Source organism: Marinifilum flexuosum (assembly GCF_003610555.1).
Classification (GTDB): Bacteria; Bacteroidota; Bacteroidia; order Bacteroidales; family Marinifilaceae; genus Marinifilum; species Marinifilum flexuosum.
The window spans coordinates 110,830-135,638 of the sequence record NZ_RAPQ01000012.1 but is presented as its reverse complement, the minus strand read 5'-3'; the positions used below and the strand labels follow the sequence as shown (position 1 = coordinate 135,638).

23 protein-coding genes are annotated in these 24,809 nt (G+C 35.1%); 13 read left to right on the top strand and 10 right to left on the bottom strand.

Translation table 11 applies throughout. From position 1 onward, the window contains the following. Positions 1–204 precede the first annotated feature (204 nt). Entirely contained in the window at positions 205–663 is a 459-nt protein-coding gene (locus BXY64_RS18670; RefSeq protein WP_120241497.1) for a hypothetical protein, read from the top strand. A 60-nt stretch (positions 664–723) separates the two neighbouring features. Here the strand turns inward: BXY64_RS18670 and BXY64_RS18665 are convergent, their stop codons facing one another. The 4 genes from BXY64_RS18665 to BXY64_RS18650 all read right to left on the bottom strand — a co-directional run bounded on the left by BXY64_RS18665 (position 724) and on the right by BXY64_RS18650 (position 2,965). Next, the gene (locus tag BXY64_RS18665) at positions 724–1,179 is read right to left on the bottom strand and encodes a hypothetical protein (RefSeq protein ID WP_147376043.1); all 456 of its coding nucleotides are present in this window, start codon (positions 1,177–1,179) and stop codon (positions 724–726) included. Between the two features lie 136 nt (positions 1,180–1,315). Beyond that, positions 1,316–1,762, bottom strand: a complete 447-nt coding sequence (locus BXY64_RS18660; protein ID WP_147376042.1) for a hypothetical protein — start codon at positions 1,760–1,762, stop codon at positions 1,316–1,318. Positions 1,763–1,858: 96 nt separating this feature from the next. Continuing rightward, the gene (locus BXY64_RS18655; protein ID WP_120241494.1) at positions 1,859–2,245 is read right to left on the bottom strand and encodes a hypothetical protein; all 387 of its coding nucleotides are present in this window, start codon (positions 2,243–2,245) and stop codon (positions 1,859–1,861) included. Positions 2,246–2,266: 21 nt separating this feature from the next. After that, the gene (locus BXY64_RS18650) at positions 2,267–2,965 is read right to left on the bottom strand and encodes a hypothetical protein (protein WP_120241493.1); all 699 of its coding nucleotides are present in this window, start codon (positions 2,963–2,965) and stop codon (positions 2,267–2,269) included. A gap of 1,027 nt (positions 2,966–3,992) precedes the next feature. Between BXY64_RS18650 and BXY64_RS18645 the strand changes: the two genes are divergently transcribed. The 3 genes from BXY64_RS18645 (at position 3,993) to BXY64_RS18635 (ending at position 7,455) form a co-directional block, all read left to right on the top strand. Then, positions 3,993–4,544, top strand: coding sequence for a hypothetical protein (locus tag BXY64_RS18645; RefSeq protein ID WP_120241492.1), 552 nt, complete (start codon positions 3,993–3,995; stop codon positions 4,542–4,544). A gap of 243 nt (positions 4,545–4,787) precedes the next feature. Continuing rightward, positions 4,788–5,549 (top strand): cyclase family protein, encoded by a 762-nt coding sequence (locus BXY64_RS18640; protein WP_120241491.1) that lies wholly within the window; start codon positions 4,788–4,790, stop codon positions 5,547–5,549. An 88-nt stretch (positions 5,550–5,637) separates the two neighbouring features. Further along, on the top strand, positions 5,638–7,455 hold the full coding sequence (locus BXY64_RS18635; protein WP_120241490.1) for an endonuclease/exonuclease/phosphatase family protein: 1,818 nt from the start codon (positions 5,638–5,640) through the stop codon (positions 7,453–7,455). Between the two features lie 122 nt (positions 7,456–7,577). Here BXY64_RS18635 and BXY64_RS18630 read toward each other — a convergent pair whose 3' ends face one another. Both BXY64_RS18630 and pheT read right to left on the bottom strand, forming a co-directional pair. Then, positions 7,578–8,252 carry a PrsW family glutamic-type intramembrane protease gene (locus tag BXY64_RS18630; protein ID WP_120241489.1) on the bottom strand — a complete coding sequence of 225 codons (675 nt, stop codon included), beginning with the start codon at positions 8,250–8,252 and terminating at the stop codon, positions 7,578–7,580. A 242-nt stretch (positions 8,253–8,494) separates the two neighbouring features. Next, on the bottom strand, positions 8,495–10,942 hold the full coding sequence (gene pheT / locus BXY64_RS18625; RefSeq protein WP_120241488.1) for a phenylalanine--tRNA ligase subunit beta: 2,448 nt from the start codon (positions 10,940–10,942) through the stop codon (positions 8,495–8,497). A gap of 219 nt (positions 10,943–11,161) precedes the next feature. Between pheT and surE the strand changes: the two genes are divergently transcribed. The 3 genes from surE (at position 11,162) to lpxB (ending at position 13,473) form a co-directional block, all read left to right on the top strand. Further along, positions 11,162–11,935, top strand: coding sequence for a 5'/3'-nucleotidase SurE (surE, locus tag BXY64_RS18620; RefSeq protein ID WP_120241487.1), 774 nt, complete (start codon positions 11,162–11,164; stop codon positions 11,933–11,935). Further along, the gene (locus BXY64_RS18615) at positions 11,919–12,218 is read left to right on the top strand and encodes a hypothetical protein (protein WP_120241486.1); all 300 of its coding nucleotides are present in this window, start codon (positions 11,919–11,921) and stop codon (positions 12,216–12,218) included. The genes surE and BXY64_RS18615 overlap by 17 nt, the downstream gene beginning before the upstream one ends. Positions 12,219–12,342: 124 nt before the next feature. Continuing rightward, entirely contained in the window at positions 12,343–13,473 is a 1,131-nt protein-coding gene (lpxB, locus tag BXY64_RS18610; RefSeq protein WP_120241485.1) for a lipid-A-disaccharide synthase, read from the top strand. Between the two features lie 2 nt (positions 13,474–13,475). On the opposite strand, the gene BXY64_RS18605 is transcribed toward lpxB, so the two are convergent. The 4 genes from BXY64_RS18605 to BXY64_RS18590 all read right to left on the bottom strand — a co-directional run bounded on the left by BXY64_RS18605 (position 13,476) and on the right by BXY64_RS18590 (position 17,194). Further along, positions 13,476–14,219 (bottom strand): GIN domain-containing protein, encoded by a 744-nt coding sequence (locus BXY64_RS18605; protein ID WP_120241484.1) that lies wholly within the window; start codon positions 14,217–14,219, stop codon positions 13,476–13,478. After that, entirely contained in the window at positions 14,216–15,316 is a 1,101-nt protein-coding gene (locus BXY64_RS18600; protein ID WP_120241483.1) for an acyloxyacyl hydrolase, read from the bottom strand. The genes BXY64_RS18605 and BXY64_RS18600 overlap by 4 nt, the downstream gene beginning before the upstream one ends. A 173-nt stretch (positions 15,317–15,489) precedes the next feature. Then, complete coding sequence (locus BXY64_RS18595) at positions 15,490–16,236, bottom strand: GIN domain-containing protein (protein ID WP_120241482.1); 747 nt, start codon at positions 16,234–16,236, stop codon at positions 15,490–15,492. Further along, positions 16,223–17,194 carry an acyloxyacyl hydrolase gene (locus BXY64_RS18590; protein ID WP_170150706.1) on the bottom strand — a complete coding sequence of 324 codons (972 nt, stop codon included), beginning with the start codon at positions 17,192–17,194 and terminating at the stop codon, positions 16,223–16,225. Before BXY64_RS18590 ends, BXY64_RS18595 begins: the two co-directional genes overlap by 14 nt. A gap of 242 nt (positions 17,195–17,436) precedes the next feature. On the opposite strand from BXY64_RS18590, the gene gldF reads away from it, so the two are divergent. From gldF to BXY64_RS18560, 6 genes are all read left to right on the top strand, one after another. Then, positions 17,437–18,168 (top strand): gliding motility-associated ABC transporter permease subunit GldF, encoded by a 732-nt coding sequence (gene gldF, locus BXY64_RS18585; RefSeq protein WP_120241480.1) that lies wholly within the window; start codon positions 17,437–17,439, stop codon positions 18,166–18,168. Beyond that, a complete protein-coding gene (gene gldG / locus BXY64_RS18580; protein ID WP_120241479.1) occupies positions 18,162–19,874 on the top strand; it encodes a gliding motility-associated ABC transporter substrate-binding protein GldG in 1,713 nt (570 codons plus the stop codon). Before gldF ends, gldG begins: the two co-directional genes overlap by 7 nt. Before the next feature lie 246 nt (positions 19,875–20,120). Next, positions 20,121–21,251, top strand: coding sequence for a DNA polymerase III subunit beta (dnaN, locus tag BXY64_RS18575; protein WP_120241656.1), 1,131 nt, complete (start codon positions 20,121–20,123; stop codon positions 21,249–21,251). Positions 21,252–21,353: 102 nt separating this feature from the next. After that, positions 21,354–22,121: a 3'-5' exonuclease gene (locus BXY64_RS18570; RefSeq protein ID WP_120241478.1), complete on the top strand. Its 768-nt coding sequence runs from the start codon at positions 21,354–21,356 to the stop codon at positions 22,119–22,121. Positions 22,122–22,151: 30 nt separating this feature from the next. After that, entirely contained in the window at positions 22,152–22,763 is a 612-nt protein-coding gene (locus tag BXY64_RS18565; RefSeq protein ID WP_120241477.1) for a fumarylacetoacetate hydrolase family protein, read from the top strand. Between the two features lie 236 nt (positions 22,764–22,999). Continuing rightward, entirely contained in the window at positions 23,000–24,796 is a 1,797-nt protein-coding gene (locus tag BXY64_RS18560; protein WP_120241476.1) for an AMP-dependent synthetase/ligase, read from the top strand. Positions 24,797–24,809: the final 13 nt, after the last annotated feature.

Genomic DNA, 24,809 nt, shown 5'->3' with positions numbered 1-24,809 from the left:
TGTGGGCTTTTTTTTTATTCTCCAAATATATGCTTGTTTTTTAGTTTTGGTTACTAAGGATTTTGATTGATATGTAGAGGTTTATGTGGTGTTTTGCTCATTCAGGTGTAGCTTGGTTTGATTAGGGTTTCTTTTTGATTAAATTAGTTCTCGCTAAACCTTTTCATCAGAGTAAAATAAATCAAAACTATAAACTCAATTTGTATGGATGATATCATTACTACCCTTTTTAATGGACTCACTTATGGTGGAGATCTTAAACTTTCTGTGCTTAATTATGCCTTATTGGTAATAGCCATGTTGCCTTTTCTTCTTCCGGCTGTAAAGTCAATTGCGAAACGCTGGGGAATTGTTTTCATTATTGCCGTTTTGGTTCAATCAACTTTCTGGTTTGTATTAGGTGTGCAGGGAATTTCTATTATTTGGAATGCTCTTGCGGGGATGTTAATGCTTGTGGTGGTAAGGCATGGAACTTCGCTATTGAAGAATGCAAAATGGTTTGTACTGGCTTCTATAGCGATAGTGATACTAGGGGATGTTTATTTTGGATTAATCTTTCCGCTTATTACGACAATAGCCCATGTGGCAGCCTTTCTTTTAGGGGTAATATTGTACTTACTTGTAGGATTTAGAAAGGATAGAAGCGTATCGTTGTCTTCCTGATTTTTATTTAAAGTAACAACAAGGGCTGAATCAAAAAGATTCAGCCCTTGTTGTTAGGTGTTACCATTTGCCGAGTGAGGCAATGTATTCGGTAAATCTTTTTTTTTGCTTGTCGGTTTTAGCTCGATGCGATTTTCGTATGGCGCGTTTTACTTCTTTGGTTCTTACATAGGTGTCGTCAACAAGTTTTGCAGCTTCAACAGGCAGGAGGGTTTCTCTTTTTAAGCGAGATGTTTTCTTGGCAATTTTTATGAGTAGTTTGGTTCGGCGCGATTTTGTAGCAATTTTGGCATATTCGATAAAGTTCGAATAGTTTGCTTTGGTTTTGAAGGCTTGTCTGCCAATTTTTCTGATTACATAGTTGTGATATATGCTCTGGTCGTAAATTGTTTTCAATTCACTCATCATCTCTTTTTTGGTCAGCTTCTTTGAAGTGCTTGCTTTTGTCTGTGCTTTGCTGTTCATGCTTATAAAAAGGCATATTAGCACGGTAAGGGTAATTTTAATTTGTTTCATGTGTGATTTGTTTGGTATTTGTATGTGACGAACTCATACCAGTAATTGTTACACCAATTATGTATTAAAATAATTTGTCACTTTAGTCCGGTTGTGTTGATGTTCTTTGTTTTGAATCCTGCTCGCTTATTTCATTTTACAATGAATATTTTCTAAGTTCCAATCGTCTTGGGTAACTTTTTATTATCGATAGGTTGAACAAGAACAAGAAAGGACCAATGTACAATGACTGTCCGGCGTAGTTGCCATTCAGGTATTGAGATAGTGACCAAATTTCGAAGAAAATTGCAAAGCCTGTACTGAATAAGAAAATGATTAAGGCTGGCAATAGTATTCTGTCGTATTTTACCCTAAAAAACAGGATTAGCGCATTGAGCAGGAAAAGTACATAGCCCAGTAATTTGGTATCGAGATGTTTTAAATCGGAAATGCCATTGTAATCAAGAATTGGTAATGGTATTAGTCTGAACCAATAATCTACTACTTCAATATTTGGTGTGATTTGGTACCGAAAACCAAGCATGCTGGAAAAAAACAAAGCACAAAAGGAGAGTGTGAGAAGTAATTTTTGTTGTGTGTTCAATGTTTTAAGATTTTAGAATCGTAAAAAACACCCACACTGTCTTTCAATAGTGCAGGTGTTCTAACTAAAATGATATGAGAAAAATTGTATATAGTGTTATTCTACTACTTTGATACCAAGCGAGCTGGCAGATAGTCTGGTAGTTTTGCCCCCTGTAACTTGAAAAGTCCGGTCGCTTTCATTGTAAGATTCTTTATTAAGACATCTGATATAGTACGTGCCATGATTTAATCCCTCAACAATTGTTTCGTTAAATAGATGACCGCTTTTAACAGGGCGAGGGTAAAATTTTGCAGAGTAGTTTGTTCTTTCAACTAAGGCTGCCTCTTCGGTGTAAATCTCATATGTCCCCCCTGCGTAATACTCTCCTTCAACTGTGATGATTACATCACCTGTAAGGTCAAGATCATCATCATCGCTACAAGAGCTTAGTGTTACTGATGCAAATAGCATCATCAATAGAATTGTTTTGAATGTATTCATTGTGATTTAATTTATATGTCCCTATTCTTCAGTTTGTTCTTCTGGGCTTTCAACGTTCTCGGCCTTTTTGCGAGTAGCAGGATCAACAATCATTCTTGCTGATTTGTAGGACAGGTAGAATTCCTTGTCATCCACAAAAAGTTCCATCATCGGGTCGATTTGATTACTGATTAAGCTCTGAATCTGATCGATATTGTCTTCGATTAATTCGTTGGTAGTTTTGCGCTCGTTAATCAGTTGGCGAGGTTCAGTTAATACCTTTTCGTAGTCGGTAATTTTAGTGCTCAGTTCAGTAATCATCTCTTCACTTAAGCCATAATCGGCAAGCTCGGTTTTAAGTGGTGTAATTCTTTCGAGCAAGTTTTTGCAAAAACTTAAAAGTTCCTTTTCTCTCAACTTCGTTAAGTAGGAATTGTTAGTGCGATCAACAAAATTGCTCAGGTTTTCTTCTTTACTGATAAACGAATAGGCCTTAAGGATATTGCTCGCTTTTAAAGCTACAGAGCTTAAAGCAGCACGAACCAAGTTTTTATTGCCCGAAGTTTTACTTGGAATGTTTTCAGCTTTGTCGATTAATTCGTTGGTTTCACCAATTAGGCTAGTAAGGCTAGTGAACATTTTTCCCATTGCCGGGATGTGAGCAAACTTTGCTTGATTGTTGCTTAAGTTGATTTGCACTTGCTGGAAAGCATTGCTTCTTGCTGTTATTAATTTGTCCATTTTTTAGGGTTAAAAATATTTTGTTATGATTGGTTAGTTAATTGGGTAGTTCGAAATTAAAAATAATTTTTAAATTATTCATAAAAATTATTGCAAAATAATCATAAGAGTGTTGTGTCTGTAGGCTTTGTTGTTGAGTGAGAATTGTGTATGTTCACAAATTTAATGGTTTATATGGGTATGTGAGGAGTGTGACTCTAGTTTTCTATTTATATAATAATCGTTGATTGTCAAAATATATGGATTGTATTTCTGTATTCTGATTAGAATGTTTTGTGATTGAAAGTGTGTCTATTAGAATATAAGCCTTATCGATTAAAACTATATGTTTACAGATTGAATTGTAAGGTATATTTCTTGAAACAGAGAAGCTACTTCTCTAGGTGGAGAGGTCATTTCTTAATGCTTAGACCCAATTGATCGAGACGGAAAGGCCATTTCTCGAAGTTGAAAGTGTAAAGATTAACGCTTGAATGCCATTTCTTGAAGCTGAGATCCTATTTCTTGAAGGTGGAAGTCTATAGATCAGAACTTCATGGCAATTTCTTAAGGGCGAAAGTCAACCGCATAAGCCGCGAACTCCATTTCTTAGAATTGGGAGTCTATTTCTTGGCGCGGGAAGCCTACTTCTCGAAGCTGAGAGGCTGTTTCTGGTAAATGCCTGCCTATTTCTTTAAGCTTACTCTTTGTTGCTTGCATATTTCAGACAACATTATCCTTTGTTTCGTTAATCTATAATGCAGTGTAAAATATTTATTGCTTTGCTTTGTTGAGGGATTATTGTTTTGTATTTTCAGTGGCGGAAAGTAAAATAGTGCATTTTATACCTCTGATATGGTGTTGTAAGGTGCAATGATATGCTTTATTTACAAGAATGTATATTGAAGGGGGAGTTGAATGATTATATAAGCTTGGAAGGAATTGCGAAGATTGAAATCTGACGCATGTTTGAGGAGGGAAAATAATAAGGGAGTTACAAAATTCAAACTGTAGGAATTATTCATTTAGTGTTTTGATGATCTATCATATGACAGAATTTATAGATACAATTTTAGTTGGTATAGAATATTGGGTAATAATCTCTTTTTTTTTAGGCTTAATTGGTATTATTCTACTTGCATATAATCCTTCTAAAAATCATATAGATCGTATAAAAAACTACAACTTAAAAATTAAGGTAGCTGGAATTATACTAATTATTCAGTTGGTAATATCCGCTTTTCTTGTATTTCGATTAAGTGCTTTTGTAGTTGATAATGCAGGTAGAGAGGTCAAAGAATTTTTATCTCAAGAAAATTTAACTATTAGAATTGGTAATAATAAGCTTGATGCATATGACTCTGATAAAGTTATACTTGAATTAAGAAGAATGTGTCATTTACCAGCTCATCATTCTCATCCAACGGATAATGAAATTAAAATTCAAATTGTCTCTGGTGGTAAAATAATGATTCTTAAATTATATAAGGATTCTAAAATTCCTGAAGAGTATTGGATATTCTGGGATAATTATAGAACAACAATGAAAAGTGAAGTAGGAAGAATAAGAACCACAATCTTTAAAAGTATAGAAAATTAACATTTTGTGCCTATGCATAAATATCGATTTCGATCATTTTTACATAGGTATTAAATCTCGCGATATTTAAGTAGTTGGTTTTCCTTGATTAATAAAATGCTTTATTTTGGCAGTTGTAGAGTTTGTTGTATGAACTATGCACAAATGACTTTAATAGGGTAAACTTATAATAAGTCTTTTACGAATGCAAAAGAGAATAAAAGTAAGGCAACAGCTTTGACTGGAGTAAAAAAAACGGAGACAATGAAAATAGTAGATTTATCAAAACCCATACGATACAATAAGTTCGACCCTTGGTTTATGAAGGTTAAGATTAAACACAAGGCACATAAAAAGGCAGGTTTGTTATTGCGTTTTTTGGGTTTGCCAAAGCGCTTGTTCCCTAAAGGATTTAAGGGTTGGGCAGATGACACCATCAAGCATATGGGGGTGCATTCGACAACACATATTGATGCCCCCTGGCATTATACACCTACAGTAAATGGAGAGCGCGCAAAGACCGTAGATGAAATACCTTTGGAATGGTGCTATGGCGATGGTATTGTGATTGATATGAGCCATAAGGAAGATTTTGATGCGATAAGTGTGGAGGATATTCAGGCTTTTCTTGAAAAAGAAAAGCTATCGATAAGGGAAGGTATGATTGTTTTGATTTATACCGGCAGAGACATTTACAATGGCACAAAAGATTTCCCGGATAAAGGGACAGGTATGAGTGCTGACGCTACCGAGTGGTTAATTGATCAAGGGATAAAAGTGATGGGGATTGACTCCTGGGGTTGGGATTTGCCGTTGAAGCATTTGATAAAGAAGGCAAAAGAAACCAAGAATTCAGAGTTGTTTTGGGAGGCTCATGTAGTTGGACAAAGGAAAGAGTATTGTCATATGGAACAGCTTGTGAATTTGGGAAGTCTTCCATATACAGGTTTTAAAGTCGCAGTTTTCCCACTTAAAATTGAAGGGGCATCAGCTGCACCAGCCAGAGTTGTTGCAATTTTTGAATAAGAGTAACCAGCTTCCCAGATAGTGTGAGTTTGGAGCTCGTGCTTTGTGAGTTACCCATAAATACAATAACCAAAATATCTAGTACCAAATGAAACGAATCGGAATTTATGCTCTGTTAATAATAGTTGCCAATCTGGTACATGCGGAAATCTATGGTCAGCACAGCAGGTTGAGATTAGATTTTGAAGAGAATGCTAAAAGTAGAGAATACGATCTTGTTGGAGATGGCTTTTCGTATGAAAAAGGAGTCGACGGTCAAGCTTTATTGATATCTCCCACCGGCAATGATTTTAATCATTTGTTAGTAAAGAACCTGCCTTTTGATGAAAAAACGAGCTTTACGGTTCAGTTTTGGATCAGGAGCGAATCTACAAAACCTACGGTATTAATTTCTCAAAAGGAATTTCTAAACAAAGGAATCAGCTCGCAAAAAAATAAGGGATGGGCTTTGTATAGCTCGGGAGGAACCATTGGCTGGTCTGTTGGCTCTGGCAAACGCCGATTGAATTACGAAAGAGATAATGGCGATAAGTTACCATTATCTGATGGCTTGTGGCATCAAATAACGATGACGTATGATGATATTTTATCGGAAGTTAGACTTTATTTTGATGGGGAAAACATAGCCATTTACAAGCTTTCGTTCGATTTTTTTAATAACACCCCAATAGTAGTTGGAAGTAAAGAGTACGACTTTGACTACGAGAACGAAGTGTTGGCAGATATCAAAAAAGGAAAGGAGAAGGTTCAGGAATTGGTTTGTGAATTCAACAAATTAGAGGTGGGGGAAGTTGCCGAGGATGAGTTTTTTAGTTTGATTGTTGATCCGAAAGAGTTATATCTGAGCAAACTCAAGCTTGACGAAGCTGAAAAGAGTAGTTTGAGAGAGAAGAAGCTGGCAATACTCGAAAAGGTAAATTCCATTCATCGTTCCTTATATTACAACCCCTATACAGTAAGTCAAAATCATGAATTAACAGCATTAAAGCCGGTAAGTAAAATTTATTACTTACAAAATGGAAAGGTGTGTATCAATGATTTTTATGCGAAGCAATTTGGTAAGGAAGAACAATTTTATCCTTCCGATTTTTCAATCGATAAGCTCACATTTTATGAGCAAGCTTTAGGCCCGGAAGCCATTAGAGATAATTATAGCAAATACCGGAAAGTAAAAGCTAAATTGGTAGCAGAGAAAATAGACACGCTGACCGTTGCAGTATGGAATATATGGCATGGCGGGACTCATTTTACTCAGAAAAAGGATGGATGGGACTCCAGGTTACGAATAGCAGAGCTATTAAAAAAATACAATGCGGATATTGTGTTAATGCAAGAAACCTATTCGTCGGGCGATTTTATAGCTGCTGAATTGGGCTATTATTTTGCTACTACATCAGACTGGGATTACTGTTCTCAAGGTTCAAACATTTCTGTATTGAGTCGTTATCCTATTAAGAAACTAGAGGTTTTGGATAAAACGGAATTCATGAATGTTTCAGTTAAAATTACCTTAAGCGAAAGTCAAGAGATTTATGCAATGTCCAATTGGTATGGCATGTCTTCCTTTCCTAAGGTTTATGAGTTTCATGAAGAAAAATTTAACGATGCCAACAAGACGCCTATCTTGTTTGGTGGAGATTTTAATGCTATTCCTCATACCGATGGTGGAAATAATAAGGCATCGGTTAAGCTTTTAAACAATGGTTTTGAAGATGCCTTTCGTTCCTTGCACAAGGATGTTGATACATTTCCGGGTTTTACACATCAGTGGGGAGAAAGAATTGATCAGCTTTACTACAAAGGGCAAGGGCTTTCTATCATTAGTTCGAAGGTAGTATCTACTGCATTTGGAGGCTTTCCTTCAGATCATTTTATGATATTATCGAAGTTCGAATTGAATTATTGAGCGCTGTTTACACGAGCTTTTTACGATTGTAATACAGATTAGATAAAAAGCAATAATATTTAGGCAGGAGTGTCTGTTTTGATTCCTGCCGAATCTGGGCTGCAAGCTTTGGCTGATTTTAATTACCTGTATCGAAATATTGATTTGTTATTCAATTCGGTCATTTTCCCATTGGTTTTGTACATCAAATAAATTAGGAATGGGAAGAATAGGATTAGTACCCAGTTGATTTGTACCATTAGTATAAAGTCGTAGATACCATGTGCCAGGAATGGAATAAAGAATGCCATTACAAATAGAGGAAGTCTACTGCCTTTCGAAAACTTGGCCAATCCTAGGTAATAGCCCATCATGATGCCAAACATGGCATGGGCAGGAACTGCCGTGAAAGCTCTTGCAATTCCGGTGCTCATTCCGTTCGAAAATACATACATGATGTTTTCTACCAAGGCAAAACCCAGCGATACAAAAACGGCATATACAATCCCATCGAATCGTTCGTTAAAGTTTGGGTTTTTCCATACCAAAATGTAAACCGCCAATAATTTAAAGGCCTCTTCGCAAAGCGCTGCTACTAAAAAAGCATCGCCAAAGGCATAACCAATTTTTCCGTTAAAAATATGCGGAAGAAAAGAGGATATAGCTTTCTCGGCAAATATGATTGGTATGGTAATGGTCATACCAGCCAGCAGTCCTTTTCCCAATAACGCAAGTGGTTCTTTCTCGTATTTGTCGCGATAGTACACGTAGAATAGAATAATGGCAATTGGTGCCACAGAGATTAGTAGAAGGTTCATGTTTTGAGTGTTTCAGAATGAAGTCATCAAATTTAGAAAAAGGATAATCAAACCCCAAGCATCAAAAAACAAATCAGATAAAAATATAAAACTTAAATTCTCATGTTCCTGTAAATTTCATGTTTCACAAACTTAAGATTGTAAATCTGAGGGAGCTATGTAAACTTGGAATTTAAGGAGCATTTACTCATAAAAAAAGCCGACTCTTAAGAATCGGCTTTTGATAATTTATTTGATAACAATTAACGCAATTCTGCACCCAATTGTTTTTCGTAGCTCTTAATTAGCTTTTGCATGATCTTGTCAATCTGCTTGTCGTTCAAAGTTTTTTCAGTATCCTGAAGGATGAAACTTACTGCGTATGATTTTTTATCAGCACCTAGTTTTTCACCTTCGTAAACATCGAACAATGAAACAGATTTCAATAACTTCTTCTCGCAGTTGAAAGCAATGGTTTTGATTTCAGCAAAACTTACCGATTTGTTGATTAACAAGGCAAGGTCACGCTTCACAGCTGGATATTTAGGTAATTCAGTATAGCTCACCTTGTTTTTCATAGCTTCCTGAATTAATAAAGCCCAGTCGAAATCAGCGTAGTAAACCTGAGTGTCAATGTCCATTGCCTTCAAGATTTTTCCACTAACCATACCCATTTCAACCAAAACCTTTTTCTTAATACCGTAGCTTAATCCTTCGGTAAACTGATCGTTTTCTGTTTCTCTAATTCTTAATTTCTCGATATTGAAACCAAAACGTCTTAAGATATTTTCAACGTAAGCTTTCATGTGGTAGAAGCTTGTTGGTTCTTCTTTCAAGTTCCAGCTAGTTGCAGTTTTGTTACCACACATGAAAACACCCAAACGTTCTTTCTCGAAATAGTTGTCAACTGGGTTTTCGTTTTCAGGATTCACGAAGTGCTGGTATGATTTACCAAACTCGTAGAATTTCAAATCAGCATTTCTGCGGTTGATATTGTAAGCCACACACTCCAAACCACCAAACAACAATCCTTGACGCATTGCATTCAAATCAGAACTCAATGGGTTAAAGATGCGAACTGTGTTTTCTTGCTTGAAGCTTTCCAATCCTTCGTAGTAAGAAGCTTTGGTCAACGAGTTGTTCATGATTTCGTTGAAACCAGCTGCGGTCAACATATCAGCAATGGTGTTTCTTAGCTTGTGCTCGTCAATTTTTGGAGCATAGCTTAATGAAGCATTCACTTTTGATGCTACTTCAATATTGTTGAAACCATAAATGCGCAATACTTCCTCAACGATATCAGCTTCACGCTTTACATCTACTCTATATGGAGGAACCAAAAGGTTCAATGTGTCGCCATCTTCTTTCTCAACTTTAATTTCTAAAGCGGTAAGAATGTTTTTGATGGTTTCTTTTCCAATCTGTTTTCCAATCAAGTTTTCGACACGCTCAACGCTTACCTCTACTTTAAAATCTTCAACAGGGTTTGGATAAATATCGATAACATCTGATGCAATTTCGCCACCTGCAATCTCTTTAATCAAAAGAGCAGCGCGTTTCATTGCATAGATGGTGTTGTTAGGATCAGTTCCACGTTCGAATCGGAAAGAAGCATCGGTATTTAAACCGTGACGACGTGCAGTTTTACGAACAAATACTGAATCGAAATATGCACTTTCCAAGAAAATATCAGTAGTTGTTTCGCTTACGCCTGATTCAATTCCGCCGAATACACCTGCAATACACATTGGGGCTTCGTCGTTGCAGATCATCAAATCTTTCTCGTTCAATTCTCTTTCAACTTCATCCAAAGTATTGAATAATGTTCCGTCAGCAAGAGTTTTTACAACTACTTTACCATTTGTTTTTGCATAGTCGAATGCGTGCAATGGCTGACCAGTTTCAAACAATACATAGTTGGTAATATCCACTACATTGTTGATTGGGCTCAAACCAATTGCCTTAAGGCGATTTTGCAACCACTCTGGAGATTCAGCAACTTTAACACCGCTGATACAAACCCCTGAGTAACGGTGGCAAGCCTCGTTATTTTCTACCTTCACATCGATAGGCAAGTTGTTGTTGTCAACTTTGAAATCTTCAACCGAAGGAATTTTGTAATCAATCTCTTTTTGCTGTTTTAGGTATGCAGCCATATCGCGAGCCACACCAATGTGAGATGCTCCGTCAATACGGTTAGGAGTCAAGTCAATTTCAATGGTCAAGTCATCTTCAATGTTGAAGTATTCAGCAGCAGGAGTTCCTACTTTAGCATCTTCAGGAAGAACCATAATTCCATCGTGACCTTGTCCAAGTCCGATTTCATCCTCAGCACAAATCATACCCATTGAAAGTTCACCTCTAATTTTTGATTTCTTAATGGTAAAGCTATCATCTCCATCGTACAATACGGTTCCAACTGTGGCAACCACTACTTTTTGTCCTGCAGCCACGTTAGGTGCACCGCAAACAATAGGTAAAAGTTCTTCGCCGTTAACATCAACGCTTGTAATGCTCAAATGATCTGAGTTGGTATGAGGTTCGCAAGTCTTTACTTCACCAATAACCAATCCTTCTAAACCTCCTTTAATTGATTGGAATTTTTCAATTCCGCCAACTTCCAATCCAATTTGAGTTAGAATCTCATCCATTTCTGCAGGAGAAAGATCAATGTCAATATAATCTTTCAGCCATTTGTACGATACCTTCATTTGTATGTATATTTTATCAGATAATTATCAAATTATACTTGTAAACAGATGCAGTTTGTCTACTGTTTACAAGCTTACAAAAGTAGAAATTTTAGACTCAAGTACCAAAGAACATCTAAGGATAAAGTGTTTAAGTTTTTGTTTACTTTAAATCTGTATGATTGGAATTGTTTATTGCCCCAAATTCGGATATATTTGTACAATTATCAAAATTGAAATATGAGCGATAAACCAATAATACTTGTTACTAACGATGATGGATTAAATGCCAAAGGAATTAAAGCTTTGGTGGCAATGGTTAAAGGATTTGGCGATATTTATGTCGTTGCTCCAAACCGTTCTAATTCAGGAAAATCAAACTCTATAACAGTAGAAGTGCCTATCCGAATTAAAAAAGTTCGTGATGAGGAAAATCTGCACATTTATTCATGTAAGGGAACTCCGGTGGATTGTGTAAAACTGGCTTTGAACAAGATTTTACCTCGAACTCCTGATTTTTTGGTTTCAGGTATCAATCATGGTGCAAATACATCGGTTAGTGTTTTGTACTCGGGAACCATGGGTGCAACTATCGAAGGTTGTTTGAACGGAATTCCTTCTATTGGATATTCGCTTAACGATTTTAGTGCAGATGCTGATTTTTCGCAAAGTATTAAATATGGTCGAAAGATTTTTGCCAATTTGCTTGAAAAAGGATTGGAAAGAAGCGTTTGTTTGAATGTGAATTTCCCTAAAGGAGATATAAATGGTATTCGTGTTTGTCGCCAGGCAGATGGACGTTGGAAAGAGGAGTTTGATCACAGACAAGATCCTTTTGGAGGCGATTATTATTGGTTGACAGGCTACTTTAAGAATGCAGAACCGAATGCTGAAGAAACAGATGAATGGGCAATTAATAATGGCTATGCATCTGTTGTTCCTACAAAAATAGATATGACAGCTCACCAATTGGTGGAAGACCTTAAAACCTGGGATTATGAAGTCGAAGATTAATTCTACTATTTTAGGACTCATTATTGGTTTGCTTGTACCAGTACTATCAATTTTGTTGGCTTATGTGGTACGTTTCCAGGATGAATTGACCATTAAAGAGTTTATTGATAGTTTGTTAATTTATAGGGTGTATACCAAAGTAATGGCTTTGGGAGTATACTTTGGTAATATAGTTTTTTTCTTTTTGTTTATTAAGACCGATTTGTTGAAAGCAGCAAGAGGAGTGCTTTTGGCTACCATATTGTATTCTTTTGCCATAATGGTTTTCCGTTTTGGATTTTAGACCCTGATAAAGAAGAAAAATAGGATTTGGTGATTGAATCCAAATCAACAAGTAAGTATTGAATTGTGAGGATTTAATTCTCAACTCATTCCCGATAACTGTCGGGATCATAATTCAGAATTCCATGAGATATTATATTATAGCAGGAGAAGCATCCGGTGATCTTCATGCTTCGAACTTGATGAAAGAAATAAAAAATGAGGATTCGGCAGCCGAATTTCGATTCTGGGGTGGCGACCTTATGCAAGCACAAGGGGGTGAACTGGTAAAGCATTATCGAGAAACTGCTTTTATGGGATTCTTAACTGTACTAAAGAATTTGGGAAAGATTCGAGCGAACTTTTCATTGTGCGAGAAGGATCTTTTGGAATACAAACCCGATGTTTTGATTCTTGTGGATTATCCTGGATTCAATTTGCGAATGGCAAAGTTTGCAAAGGAAAATGGAATTCGAGTTCATTATTATATTTCACCTAAAATTTGGGCTTGGAAAGAGGGGAGAGTAAAGAAGATTAAAGCACATGTTGATCGTATGTTTACCATTTTTCCTTTCGAAACGGAATTCTACAAAAAGCACAATTATGAGGTGAGTTTTGGAGGAAATCCTTTGTTGGATGCCATTGAAAATCGTCCAAATAAAGATGAATCATTTGAAGACTTCACGGCTAAAAACAATCTTTCAAATAAACCAATTGTAGCCTTATTGGCTGGAAGCAGAAAGCAGGAAATAGAAAGAATACTTCCTGTAATGTTAGATGTTGTTGGTGATTTTCCAGATCATCAGTTTGTAGTTGCTGCAGCTCCTTCAATTACAAAGGAATTTTATTCACAAGTAGTGGGCGATAGAGATGTGAAATTTGTTTATGGACAAACCTACGATTTATTGCAGCAGTCGAAAGCGGCATTGGTAACTTCGGGAACTGCTACTTTGGAAACAGCTCTTTTAAGAATTCCACAGGTGGTTTGCTATATCACCGGTGGTGGCAAAATTCTTTTTGCAATTGGCAAGCGATTGCTAAAAGTAAAATACATTTCCTTGGTTAATTTGGTGATGGATCAATTGATTGTGAAAGAATTGATTCAACATTACTGTAACAAACAAAGTATTACACAAGAGTTGAAAAATATTTTAGAAGAAGGAAACTACCGTTCGGAAATGCTTGAGAACTATCAACTGTTAAATGAAAAATTGGGAGGAGCTGGAGCTTCTGCTCGATTTGCCAAGATGATTGTTGAGGATTTAAAGTCTCAATAACATTACTGTGGTAAAACTTGGCCAGAAGCTTTTTGATTATTGACTTGAACCCTGTTAACGGTAATGTGTGGATTTCCTTTATAGTAAATATTGCCTGAATTGTAGAATGTTACATTTAGGCTGTCGTTTACCCAAATATGGGCATTACCAAGTCCGTTGTGACCAATTCTCATTTTATCAGTTTCCAATTCATTAGCGAACATATTGTTACTACTATTTAGTGTAAAATTAGCATTATTGCATATGCCTTTAAATGTATGTTTACCAGAACTTGATCCTCTACTGTCAAAGCTAAAAGTTTCGAACTTTAAGTTTAGATTCATTTCTACAATGTCAGCTTCTTCTGTCAGGAATATTGCTAGTTGATCACCTGAAAGAGTGCCCTCAGTTTGAAGATTGCAAGAAGTTTGAAACTTGATTTCTTTAAGTTCGGAGCAATGAATTTCTAGTTTTGGAATTTCTAAATTATGTAGCCAATTGCTATAATCATGCTTTATAGTCAGCGTATTTTCCTGATCGGTAAATGAAAATTTATCAAGGATATTTTCTCCTCCTTTAAAATAGATAGAGTGACTATCATCTTGAATGATGGTAATTGAGAAAATACCCTCAAGTACTATTGTATTAAATGTTTTGGTTTCGAATAGCACATCAGTTTCTGTTCCACTGTCTTCCAAAGGATTAATGAATGAACAGGATGAATTAAGTAAGTAGAATAAAATGAGTAAGTAATGGATGATTTTCATGACTTTTTAGTTTTATTAAAATAATATCCAATACCAAATTCTATATAATCCGATTGGTCTAAATATGCTTTCAATCCAAGATTAATTAGCAGGTGTTTATTGATTTTATATCTGAAAGCAAGTCGATTATAAAGAGAAGAGGAGGCTGGTTTAGATTGGTAATATGTATAAACTCCTACTTGAGCTGAAAATGAAAGACGGCTAAATACAAAATCATGTCCTATAAATATTCCCTGGTAAATCCTATTTTCGAAATCAGTTTCAGGAGAAAGGTTCCAGTCCCCTCGATTAATAGATTCATCATAGAATAAATCAATCCCAAATCCTAAACGCTGCTTTGAGTTAATACCCCATAAGTATCCTGTGGATAGATTGCTCACATAATAAGTGTGAGGATCGTTAGCACTTTTTTCCTTAAAAGCATGGTTTGAAATCAAGAAGAATTCATTGTCTAACTTGAGATATAATATATCAACCTTTCTTATTTTTTTTCTTTTTCCCCAATCTATTGAAACTCCTATGTTGCTTGTGATGTAGTTGAAACCACTATTAGGGTGTTTGGTTGATCCATTTGAAATATGGCTAAAATAGATGCCTCCAATTAGGTTAAAGGGATCTAGTTCATATTTTAGTTGAAAATTTAAATTTACATGGGCATTGTATTTTGATCCAATTAATTTATTTGCATAGTTTTCTACAGGGTGAAATGGCTTGGAAACTATGCCAATTCCTGTACCTATGCTTGTAAATAGGTTTAGGTTTCTCCAGTTGCTCAAGCGAAAAGTAATGTATGGGTAGATTGAATTTATTTCTCCAAGTACTTCATCACTTCCCAGAGAACCTTGATAATAGGCTATACCTATCTCACATACTGAGTATTGATTGATCCAGCTTTTATTTGGATTAGGATGGATTCCAATCCTTAATTCTTTGGCAGATAGCTTGTCTTGAATGAGGTAGTTTAGTTCCGGAGTTTTAGGAACACTCAATCCATGATGATATATAAGGCTTGTACTTAAAGTTCTTTGTTCAAGAATTTTCTGAGCAAAGCCACAATTCCAATAAAAGATAAGTCCAATCAGTAGAATCCACTTCATACCGTCCAATTATTAAATATTTCAAGCGGGTTGAAATATTTCTGAATACATTACATGTGAAATGTTAATCCTGAAATTTGAGAGATTACCAAAGTAACCTTCCCAAGGATTAATACATGTGATGGGTTAGTAGCACTATTTAAATTACTTTAAAAGAGTGAAACAACAAAATATTATTTTTCTTGTAATACTTCTCCAGTTGGATTCTGATTGTTAACCTGAATTCTTTTTACGGAAATTTCAGGAGTTCCTTTGTAGTATATGTTACCACTAGAATATATGGTTACATTGAGTTTATCTTTTGCCCAAACATGAGCTTCTCCGATACCATTTTGAGCCAGACTTATGTTGTTACTTTGTAAATCTCCTGCTTTAATATTAATTACACCATTAAGAGTATAGTTAGTGTTGGGGCAGGTTCCCGAAAACTTAAACCCACCAGTTGCAGAACCAAATGAGTGAAACTTCATGCTGTCATATTCTAAAATCAAATTCGTTTCAACAAGTTGTGATTCTGAATATACAATAATGTCGAGATGATTTCCACTAAGTTTATTTATACTTGAAATGTTTGCCGGAGCTGAATAAGTTATTTTAGTTACTTCTTTTAAATGAATTTCTGCAGTAATTAAATCAAAATTACGAGCATTATTGTTGTATGAATGGTCTATTGTCAATTGTTGATCTGCAACACTAACATTTGTTTTTGAAACCAGGTTTTCTCCGCCTTTCAGTAAAATAAATTCTTCATCATCCTGAATGATTTGAATCTGAAAAGTATTTAAGTTTTTAATTGCACTTACTCCGTTTATATCTACTCTCTTTTCAATATATTCTCCTTCTCTTTCGAAAGGATTAAAAGAACTGCATGATGAAAGGCAGAATGTTATTAAAATAACTAGTAGTCTATGGTTTCTCATTATTATTTGTTTTTAATTTATAACCAATTCCCCATTCAATATAATCGGCCTTTCCCAAGTGAGCTTTTAAACCTAAGCTGGCTAAAAAATGTTTATTTATCTCATATTTTAAACCAATTCTGGTATATACAGGTTTTTCTGGTTTTGTTTCGAAAAATGTATAAGCTCCTACATTTGCAATAATGCTAAATCTTTGTACAACTAGTTCATGAGATATAAAAATAGCCTGGCTAAAACGATCTTTAAATTTGGTTTGAGGATCAAAATCCCATTTTCCTCTGTTTGCTGATTTATCGTAGAAGAGATCGATTCCTAATCCTATTTTCTGTTTGGCATTTATGCCTTTTAAATATCCCAGGCTTAAACCTGTTTTGTAATATTTATGATCATCTTTTTCTGCTGTTTGCTTTATACCATTGTTCCAAATGATTACAATTTCATCATTTAATTTTGGATGGATTAAATTTGAATGGCTCCTAACAGGACTTTGAAAAACATTAAAATGATATTGAATACCAATACTTGCAGTAGCCATATTAAGTCCTTTGTTAGGTACTTTAATAGAACCATTGGAAAGATGTTGAAAACCTACTCCTGCATTGGCAGACCACTTATTTGTGAAATGATATGAACCATTCAATAGAATTTTGAAGAAAGCATTGAATTCTGATCCTATTGCTACATTTGTATAATTTTCTGTAGGGTGAAAGTGTTTTTTTGTATGTGCAATTCCAAAACCTGTTTGAAAACGTAAACTCCCTTTCTGGTAGTCTTTCAGATTAAAATTGATATATGGAAATATTGCATTCGTATTTCCCAATACTTTATCATTTCCCAAACTTCCATGATAAAATCCCAAACCTATTTCTGGTTGATTGTACAATCTAGACCATGATCGATTTCTTGATGGAAGAAAACCAAAATTCAGCTCAATGGCACTAACTTGATTATTAATCAAATAACGAATTGATTTATGATGGGGCAAAACCACACCATAATGATATCTTATACTTGTTATTAATATATCGTTATTATCCTTTTCTTGTGCAGTACCGCACTTGAAAATTAATAAAGAGAGTAAAAGCAGCAGGCAATTTTTCATGTTCAAATTTATGTAAATTAAATGAATTGAAAAACAAATTTTTTCTACTAAAATAATTTTGCAAATTTGTGGTAGTATAGTAAAACAACACACATTTTATGCTAGCACTTCTAATAAAGGAGTTCCGAACCTTTTTCAGTTCTCTTACAGGTTACCTGATATTATCAGTTTATTTGGTTGCAACAGGATTATTTGTATGGGTATTTCCCGGATCAACAAACCCATTGGATACAGGATATGCAAACCTTGATGTTCTGTTCGGGATGTCTCCATGGATTTATCTGTTTTTGATTCCTGCGGTTTGTATGCGATTGTTTGTAGATGAAAAAAAACAAGGTACCATAGAATTGGTTTATACCAGACCTTTAAAGGAGGTGGATATTGTAATGGCAAAATACTTTGCTGCCCTTTTGGTTATTTCTGTTTCTCTTTTGTTCTGCCTCATTTATTATTTCTCGATTTATTATTTGGGAAATCCTGTTGGGAGCATTGACTCAGGAGCTTTCTGGGGATCGTTTATTGGTCTGTTTTTGCTGGCAGCTGTATACATTGCAATTGGTGTTTTTTCCAGTTCGGTTACCGATAATCAAATTGTAGCATTTCTACTTGCTTTAATTCTGTGCTTTTTATTTTATACCGGTTTCGATTATTTAGCCGATTTGATCATTTTTCAGAATATACAATCAGATATTTACAATTTAGGAATCCAGGAACATTATAAATCAATTTCTCGAGGAGTAGTGGATTCAAGAGACCTGGTTTATTTTACAAGTGTAATTGTGGCTTTTTTGTTGATTACAAAAACAGTTTTAAAGAGTAGAAAATGGTAAAAGAGAAAGCTATGATTAAAAACAGAAGGAAGCAGGATATTCTCAATTTATTGATTTCATTAATTGGATTAGGAGTTCTGGTTCTAATTCTTCAAGTTTATTTTTTTCGTATTGATTTTACAGCCGAGAAAAGATATACATTATCTGATAAAACCAAGCAACTGGTGAGTTCTCTTGATAAAGATTTATACTTTGAAATTTACCTTGCAGGAGATTTGCCACATGGATTTAAAAAGCTACAGAAAGCAAGTATTGAAATGCTTGACGAATTGGAGGCTTATGCAAATGTGAATATCAACTATGCCTTAATTAATACCAGTGATATTCCCAATCCCAAGCAAAGGAACCAAATGTACGAACAGTTGGCTGCACGAGGATTAAAACCCACCAGTTTGCAGGAAAGAACTACCGATGGAAGCTTAAAGCAAAAGATTATTGTTCCTGGAATAATAGTTCATGATACGGAAAAGGAAACTTCGGTTCATTTATTGAAAAATGTGACCGGTTTATCTGCCGAAGAAAACCTGAACCATTCCATTGAAACCATCGAATTTGAGCTAACAAAAGCCATTCGAATGTTGCAAAGTAAACAACCAAAAAATATTGCTTTTTTAACTGGGCAAGGAGAATTGAACGAATTTGAAGTTGCCGATTTTACAGCTTCTTTACTACAAAAATATGAGGTCGATAGAGTTTCAGCACAAAAACTGAATCATTCTAAAAAGAAATATTCAGCACTGGTAATTGCACAGCCACGAAATGAATTTTCCAGAGAGGCTAAATATCAGGTTGATCAATACTTGATGAATGGAGGACGAATTCTGTGGCTTGTGGATGAAGTGTCGGCGAGTATGGATAGTCTGCAGGTAAAAGAAAGTACAGTAGCTTTTTATAAACCATTAAATATCGAAGACCAGTTATTTACTTATGGGGTTAGGATTAATCCTGATTTGGTGATGGATATTCAAGGACAATTGATTCCGGTTCAAACTGCTTTGCCCGGAGAAAAACCGAAATTTACGCCTGCTCCATGGTATTATTCGCCTTTGTTAAACGCACCGGATCATCATCCGATTACGCGAAAATTGAATGTGGTAAAAGCTGAATTTGCCAATTCCATTGATTGGGTAGGAGAGAATGCTAATGTGAAGAAAACGACTCTGCTTACAAGTTCTGATTATACGCGATTGGAAAAGGTGCCAAGTATTGTAAGTTTGGATATTGTGAATCAGCAACCCAGGCCGGAAGATTTTGCAGTGGGAAGAAAGAAAATTGCGGTTTTGCTTGAAGGGAAATTTCAATCGGCATTTATGAACAGAGCTTGGAAAGGAATCGATCGCAAATCATTTAAATCAGAAAGCACTCCAAGCAAAATGATCGTAATTTCTGATGGGGATATCATTAAAAACAGGGTTCGTGGAGTTGGAAAAAACAAGCAGATTGAAGCTTTGGGATACGATAGATATTCAAGAAAAACATATGGAAATAGAAGTTTTCTTTTGAATTGTATTGATTATTTGTGCGATAACGAAGGTTGGATGGAATTAAGAGCGCGAGAGGTAAAACTCAGAATGCTTGATAAAACCAAAATTAGATCGGAAAGATTATTTTGGCAAGTAGTAAATGTGGTTTTGCCTTTGTTTTTACTTTTGATTTTTGGAGTATTAAGATATTTTATGAGGAAACGAAAATTTACAAGGTCATAAATATGAGAGAGATATTTATGATTTTAAAATAACTTTGTATCTTAACATTATTGGTAATCTCTGCTTTTTAAATAAAATTTTGATTTTATTTAAAAAGAGGCAAATCTTTTTTGTCTTTAGGATATCGTCAATCCTTAATAAATTTGTATATTCACCACTTAATACTGTGCTAAAATAAGTTTCGTTTTTGAACTTGTTTAAGCGTTGAAATATAGAATTTTAGGTTAACTTTTAAATATTATGCAAATGAAATTTGTAGTATCAAGTACAGAATTGTTAAGTCACTTACAGGCCATCAGTAGAGTTATCAGTAGTAAAAACACTTTACCAATTTTGGATAACTTCCTTTTTGAGCTTAAAGATGGTGAATTGATAGCAACTGCATCTGATTTGGAATCTACTTTAATTACCACTATTCCTCTTGAAACTTCAGAAGGTGAAGGGGTGATTGCTTTTCCTGCTAAAATTTTGACTGATACTTTAAAAGAATTTCCAGAACAACCTTTAACTTTCGATATAGACAGCACTTCTTTGGCTGTAAAAATTACATCAGAAAATGGTGTGTTTAGTATCGTTGGACAGAATGGTGAAGATTTTCCAAAACTTCCTGAAAAAGAGGAGAACAGTTTGGTGAATATTACCGTTGAGAGTGATGTTCTATTAACGGGTGTAAACAAAACTTTATTCGCAACTGCTGATGATGAACTTCGTCCGGTTATGAATGGTATTTTTGTTGAGTTGGGTAACAATGATTTAACTTTTGTAGCCTCAGATGCTCATAAGTTGGTTCGTTATAAGCGTTTAGATGGAAGATCTGATGTGGAGTCGTCATTCATTTTGCCTAAAAAACCAGCTTCTTTATTACGCAATATCTTGCCAAAAGAAGAAAATCCTGTTAAAGTGGAATTCGATGATAAGAATGCATTCTTCACGCTATCGAATTACAAGTTGATTTGTCGTTTGGTTGAAGGAAATTATCCAAGTTACAATTCGGTAATTCCAAAGAACAATCCTAATGTTCTTACCATTGATAGAGTAGAATTGTATAACACATTAAAACGTGTTTCTGTATTCTCGAATCCTGCAAGTAACTTAATTAAGTTCGAATTGAGAGCAAATGAATTGGTAGTTTCTGCTCAGGATATCGACTTTTCAATCTCGGCAAGAGAAAGATTGCTTTGTCAATATGAAGGACAAGAACTGGAAATTGGATTTAAATCAGTATTTTTATTGGAAATCCTTTCAAACATTTCATCATCGAATGTAATGGTTGAATTATCTGATCCAACAAGAGCAGGTATTTTCTTGCCATACGATAACGAAAATGCCGACGAAGATGTATTGATGTTGTTAATGCCAATGATGATTAATGCCTAAACAGTATTAATTCCAAATAATGATATTAAAAACCTAACAGAGAGCATATTTCTGTTAGGTTTTATATTTTTATATCCTAAATAAAATAGAATAAATATATAGATGAATCTTAATTTAAAGAATCCAATTGCCTTTATCGATTTAGAAACGACAGGTATTAATGTTGCAAAAGATCGTATTGTTGAAATATGTATCGTAAAAGTTAATCCCAATGGCGATGAAGAGGTAAAAACTTATCGTGTTAATCCTGAAATGCATATTCCTGCTCATGCTTCGGCTGTTCACGGTATTAAAGATGAGGATGTTAAAGATGAGCCAACATTCAAGGAATTGGGTAAAACCATTGCTAAATGTTTGGAAGGTTGCGATTTGGCAGGCTACAATTCGAATCGTTTCGACTTCCCTTTATTGGCAGAGGAGTTTTTGCGTGCTGATATTGATTTTGATATGCGCAAAAGAAAATTTGTTGATGTACAAACTATTTTTCACAAAATGGAGCAACGTACTTTAACAGCTGCTTACCGTTTTTATTGCAATAAGGAATTGGAAGGAGCTCATGGTGCTGAGGCTGATACCAAAGCAACTTACGAGGTTCTTAAATCGCAATTGGATAAATATGATTCATTGGAAAATGATATCGACTTTTTGGCGAAATTCTCATCGCAGAATAAGAATGCCGATTTTGCAGGATTTATTATCATCGATGAAAAAGGAATTGAAAGATTCAATTTTGGTAAAAATAAGGGGAAAACTGTTGAGGAAGTTTTAGAGCAGCAACCTGGGTATTATGGTTGGGTAATGAATAGCGATTTTCCTTTGTATACGAAGAAAATACTAACTGAAATTAAACTTCGTGGATTCAATAAATAATCCATTGTATAACTGATCAGATTTACTGCAATGAAAATATTAGCCATTGGAAGGAACTACGTAAATCACGCAAAGGAATTAAACAATCCGGTACCAAAGGAACCAGTTGTATTCTCTATGCCTGATTCTGCTTTGTTAAAAAATAATAATGATTTTTACTATCCTGATTTTTCTAAGGATATTCACCATGAGTTGGAGGTGGTGGTGAAAATTAATAGAGTAGGGAAGAATATTCCTATTGAATTTGCACATCGTTATTATGAGGAAATTGGTTTGGGTATCGATTTTACAGCTCGTGATATTCAGGCTGAATGTAAGAAAAAGGGATTGCCTTGGGAAAAGGCCAAAGCTTTTGATGGAGCAGCTCCAATTAGTAAGTTTATTCCTAAAAACAAGTTTAAATCGGTTGATAATTTGAATTTTAATTTGGATATCAATGGAGAGAGGGTTCAGGTTGGAAATACAGCAAATATGATTTTCTCAATTGATTACTTGATTTCATATTTATCACAGTTTTTTACCTTAAAAATTGGTGACATGATTTATACAGGAACGCCAGAGGGAGTTGGTCCTGTAAAGATTGGAGATCATTTAGTTGCAGATTTGGAAGGTGAAAAACTATTGGATTTTCATGTGAGATAAGATACAATACAGTATAATTTCTGTATTTAAGATACTTCTAACGATCATTAGCTTATGTTGATGATCGTTTTTTGTGTAAGGAATTGAAGTGTAGTTTGTTTGTTGAGATTGGAGGTTCGTATTATGATGCAAATTGATAAAGGTTAACAGATTACAACTCGCTACAATTCAATGAAAATCTTTTAAATCGGTCAAACATGATTATATTTGTATCGATTTACAACTAAAATACTTTTATGGAGTATCAACATTGGGGCAAGTTAATTCGTGACAGAATTGAAAAATTCGGCGATCGAATTGCAATGCGCTATAAAGATGAAGAGAGCAATAAGTGGATAGGTGTAAGCTGGAATGAATTTGGTTTGCAAATTCGACAAGTATCAAAAGCTCTTATGAAATTGGGTGTTAAGGAGAAGCAATCTGTTGCTATTTTCTCTCAAAACATGCCTGAATGGATTACCGCAGACTTAGCTATTATGAGTGTTCGCGGCATTTCTGTTCCAATATATCCTACAAACTCTACAAGCGAAGCAAAATACATAGTTCAAGATTCTGAAGTTCAGGTTATTTTTGTTGGAGAGCAAGAACAGTACGATCGTACAATGGAATTGATTAAAGAGGTTCCACACGTGAAGATGGTTGTTGTTTTCGATAAAAAGACAAAGCTTACCGATCATGATAAATCTATGTATTGGGATGAGTTTATCATCATGGGGAAAAACTCAGGCTTAGGAAAATCATTTGATGAACGTTTTTACAGTGGACAATTTGATGATTTGGCTACCTTGATTTATACATCAGGAACTACTGGTGAGCCCAAAGGAGTAATGATTGACCACAAGAACATCTCAAGTGTATTGGTTTCTCACGATAAGGAGTTGAATGTGTCTGAGAACGACATTTCTCTTAGTTTCTTACCATTAAGTCATGTTTACGAACGTGGATGGTGTTTCTTCTGTTTCCATCGTGGAATAGAGGTATACTTCAATCGTGATCCAAAACAAATTGCTGAGGTAATGAAAGAGGTAAGACCAACATTAATGTGTACGGTTCCTCGTTTGTATGAAAAGATCTACTCTGGCATAAAGGATAAAACCGCAGAAGCTTCGCCAACCAAACGAGCACTGTTAAACTGGTCGGTAAAAGTTGGCGAAAAATACTACAATCAATATCAGATGTTTGAGAAGAAAGTTCCATTGGGATTGAAGCTTAAGCATAGAATAGCTGATAAATTGGTTCTGAGTAAACTTCGTGGAATTATGGGAGGTAGAATCAACTTTACACCTTGTGGTGGAGCACCTGTTTCCAGAGAAATATTGGAGTTTTTCCATTCTTTGGGGGTCAATGTGAAAGTTGGTTATGGATTGACAGAAACCATGGCTACCGTTAGTTTGTATGGCGATAAGAATATCGATTTTGGAACTGCGGGTAATACCATTATTGGAACTGAAATTAAAATCGGTGAAAATGATGAGATTATGGTGAAAGGCCCTGGTGTGATGCGTGGTTATTACAAAAAGCCAGAAGCTACAGCCGAAGTAATGAAAGATGGCTGGTTTTGTACAGGTGATGCTGGTAGAATTGATGAAAATGGTTGTTTGGTGATTACCGATCGAATTAAAGACCTGATGAAGACTTCTGGTGGAAAATATGTTGCTCCACAAAAGATTGAAACGACATTGGTTAACGATCAGTTTATTGAACAAATTGCCGTAATCGGAGATTGTAGAAATTATGTGACTGCACTTGCAGTTCCTGCATTTGGTCCGTTACAGGCATATGCAATTCAGCAAAATATTGTTTTCGATTCAATTGAAGAGTTGTTAGCAAATTCTCAAATTATTGAGTTTTTTGAAAAGAGGATCGAAGAATTACAAAAGGAACTCTCAAGATTTGAGAAGGTGAAGAAATTTACGCTTCTTCCTAAAGAATTTACCATTGAAGCGGGAGAGATTACTTCTACTCTTAAATTGAAAAGAAAAGTAATTCAGGAAAAATACAAGCATCTTATCGAAAAGATGTATAAGGAATAAATCGACAGTTTAA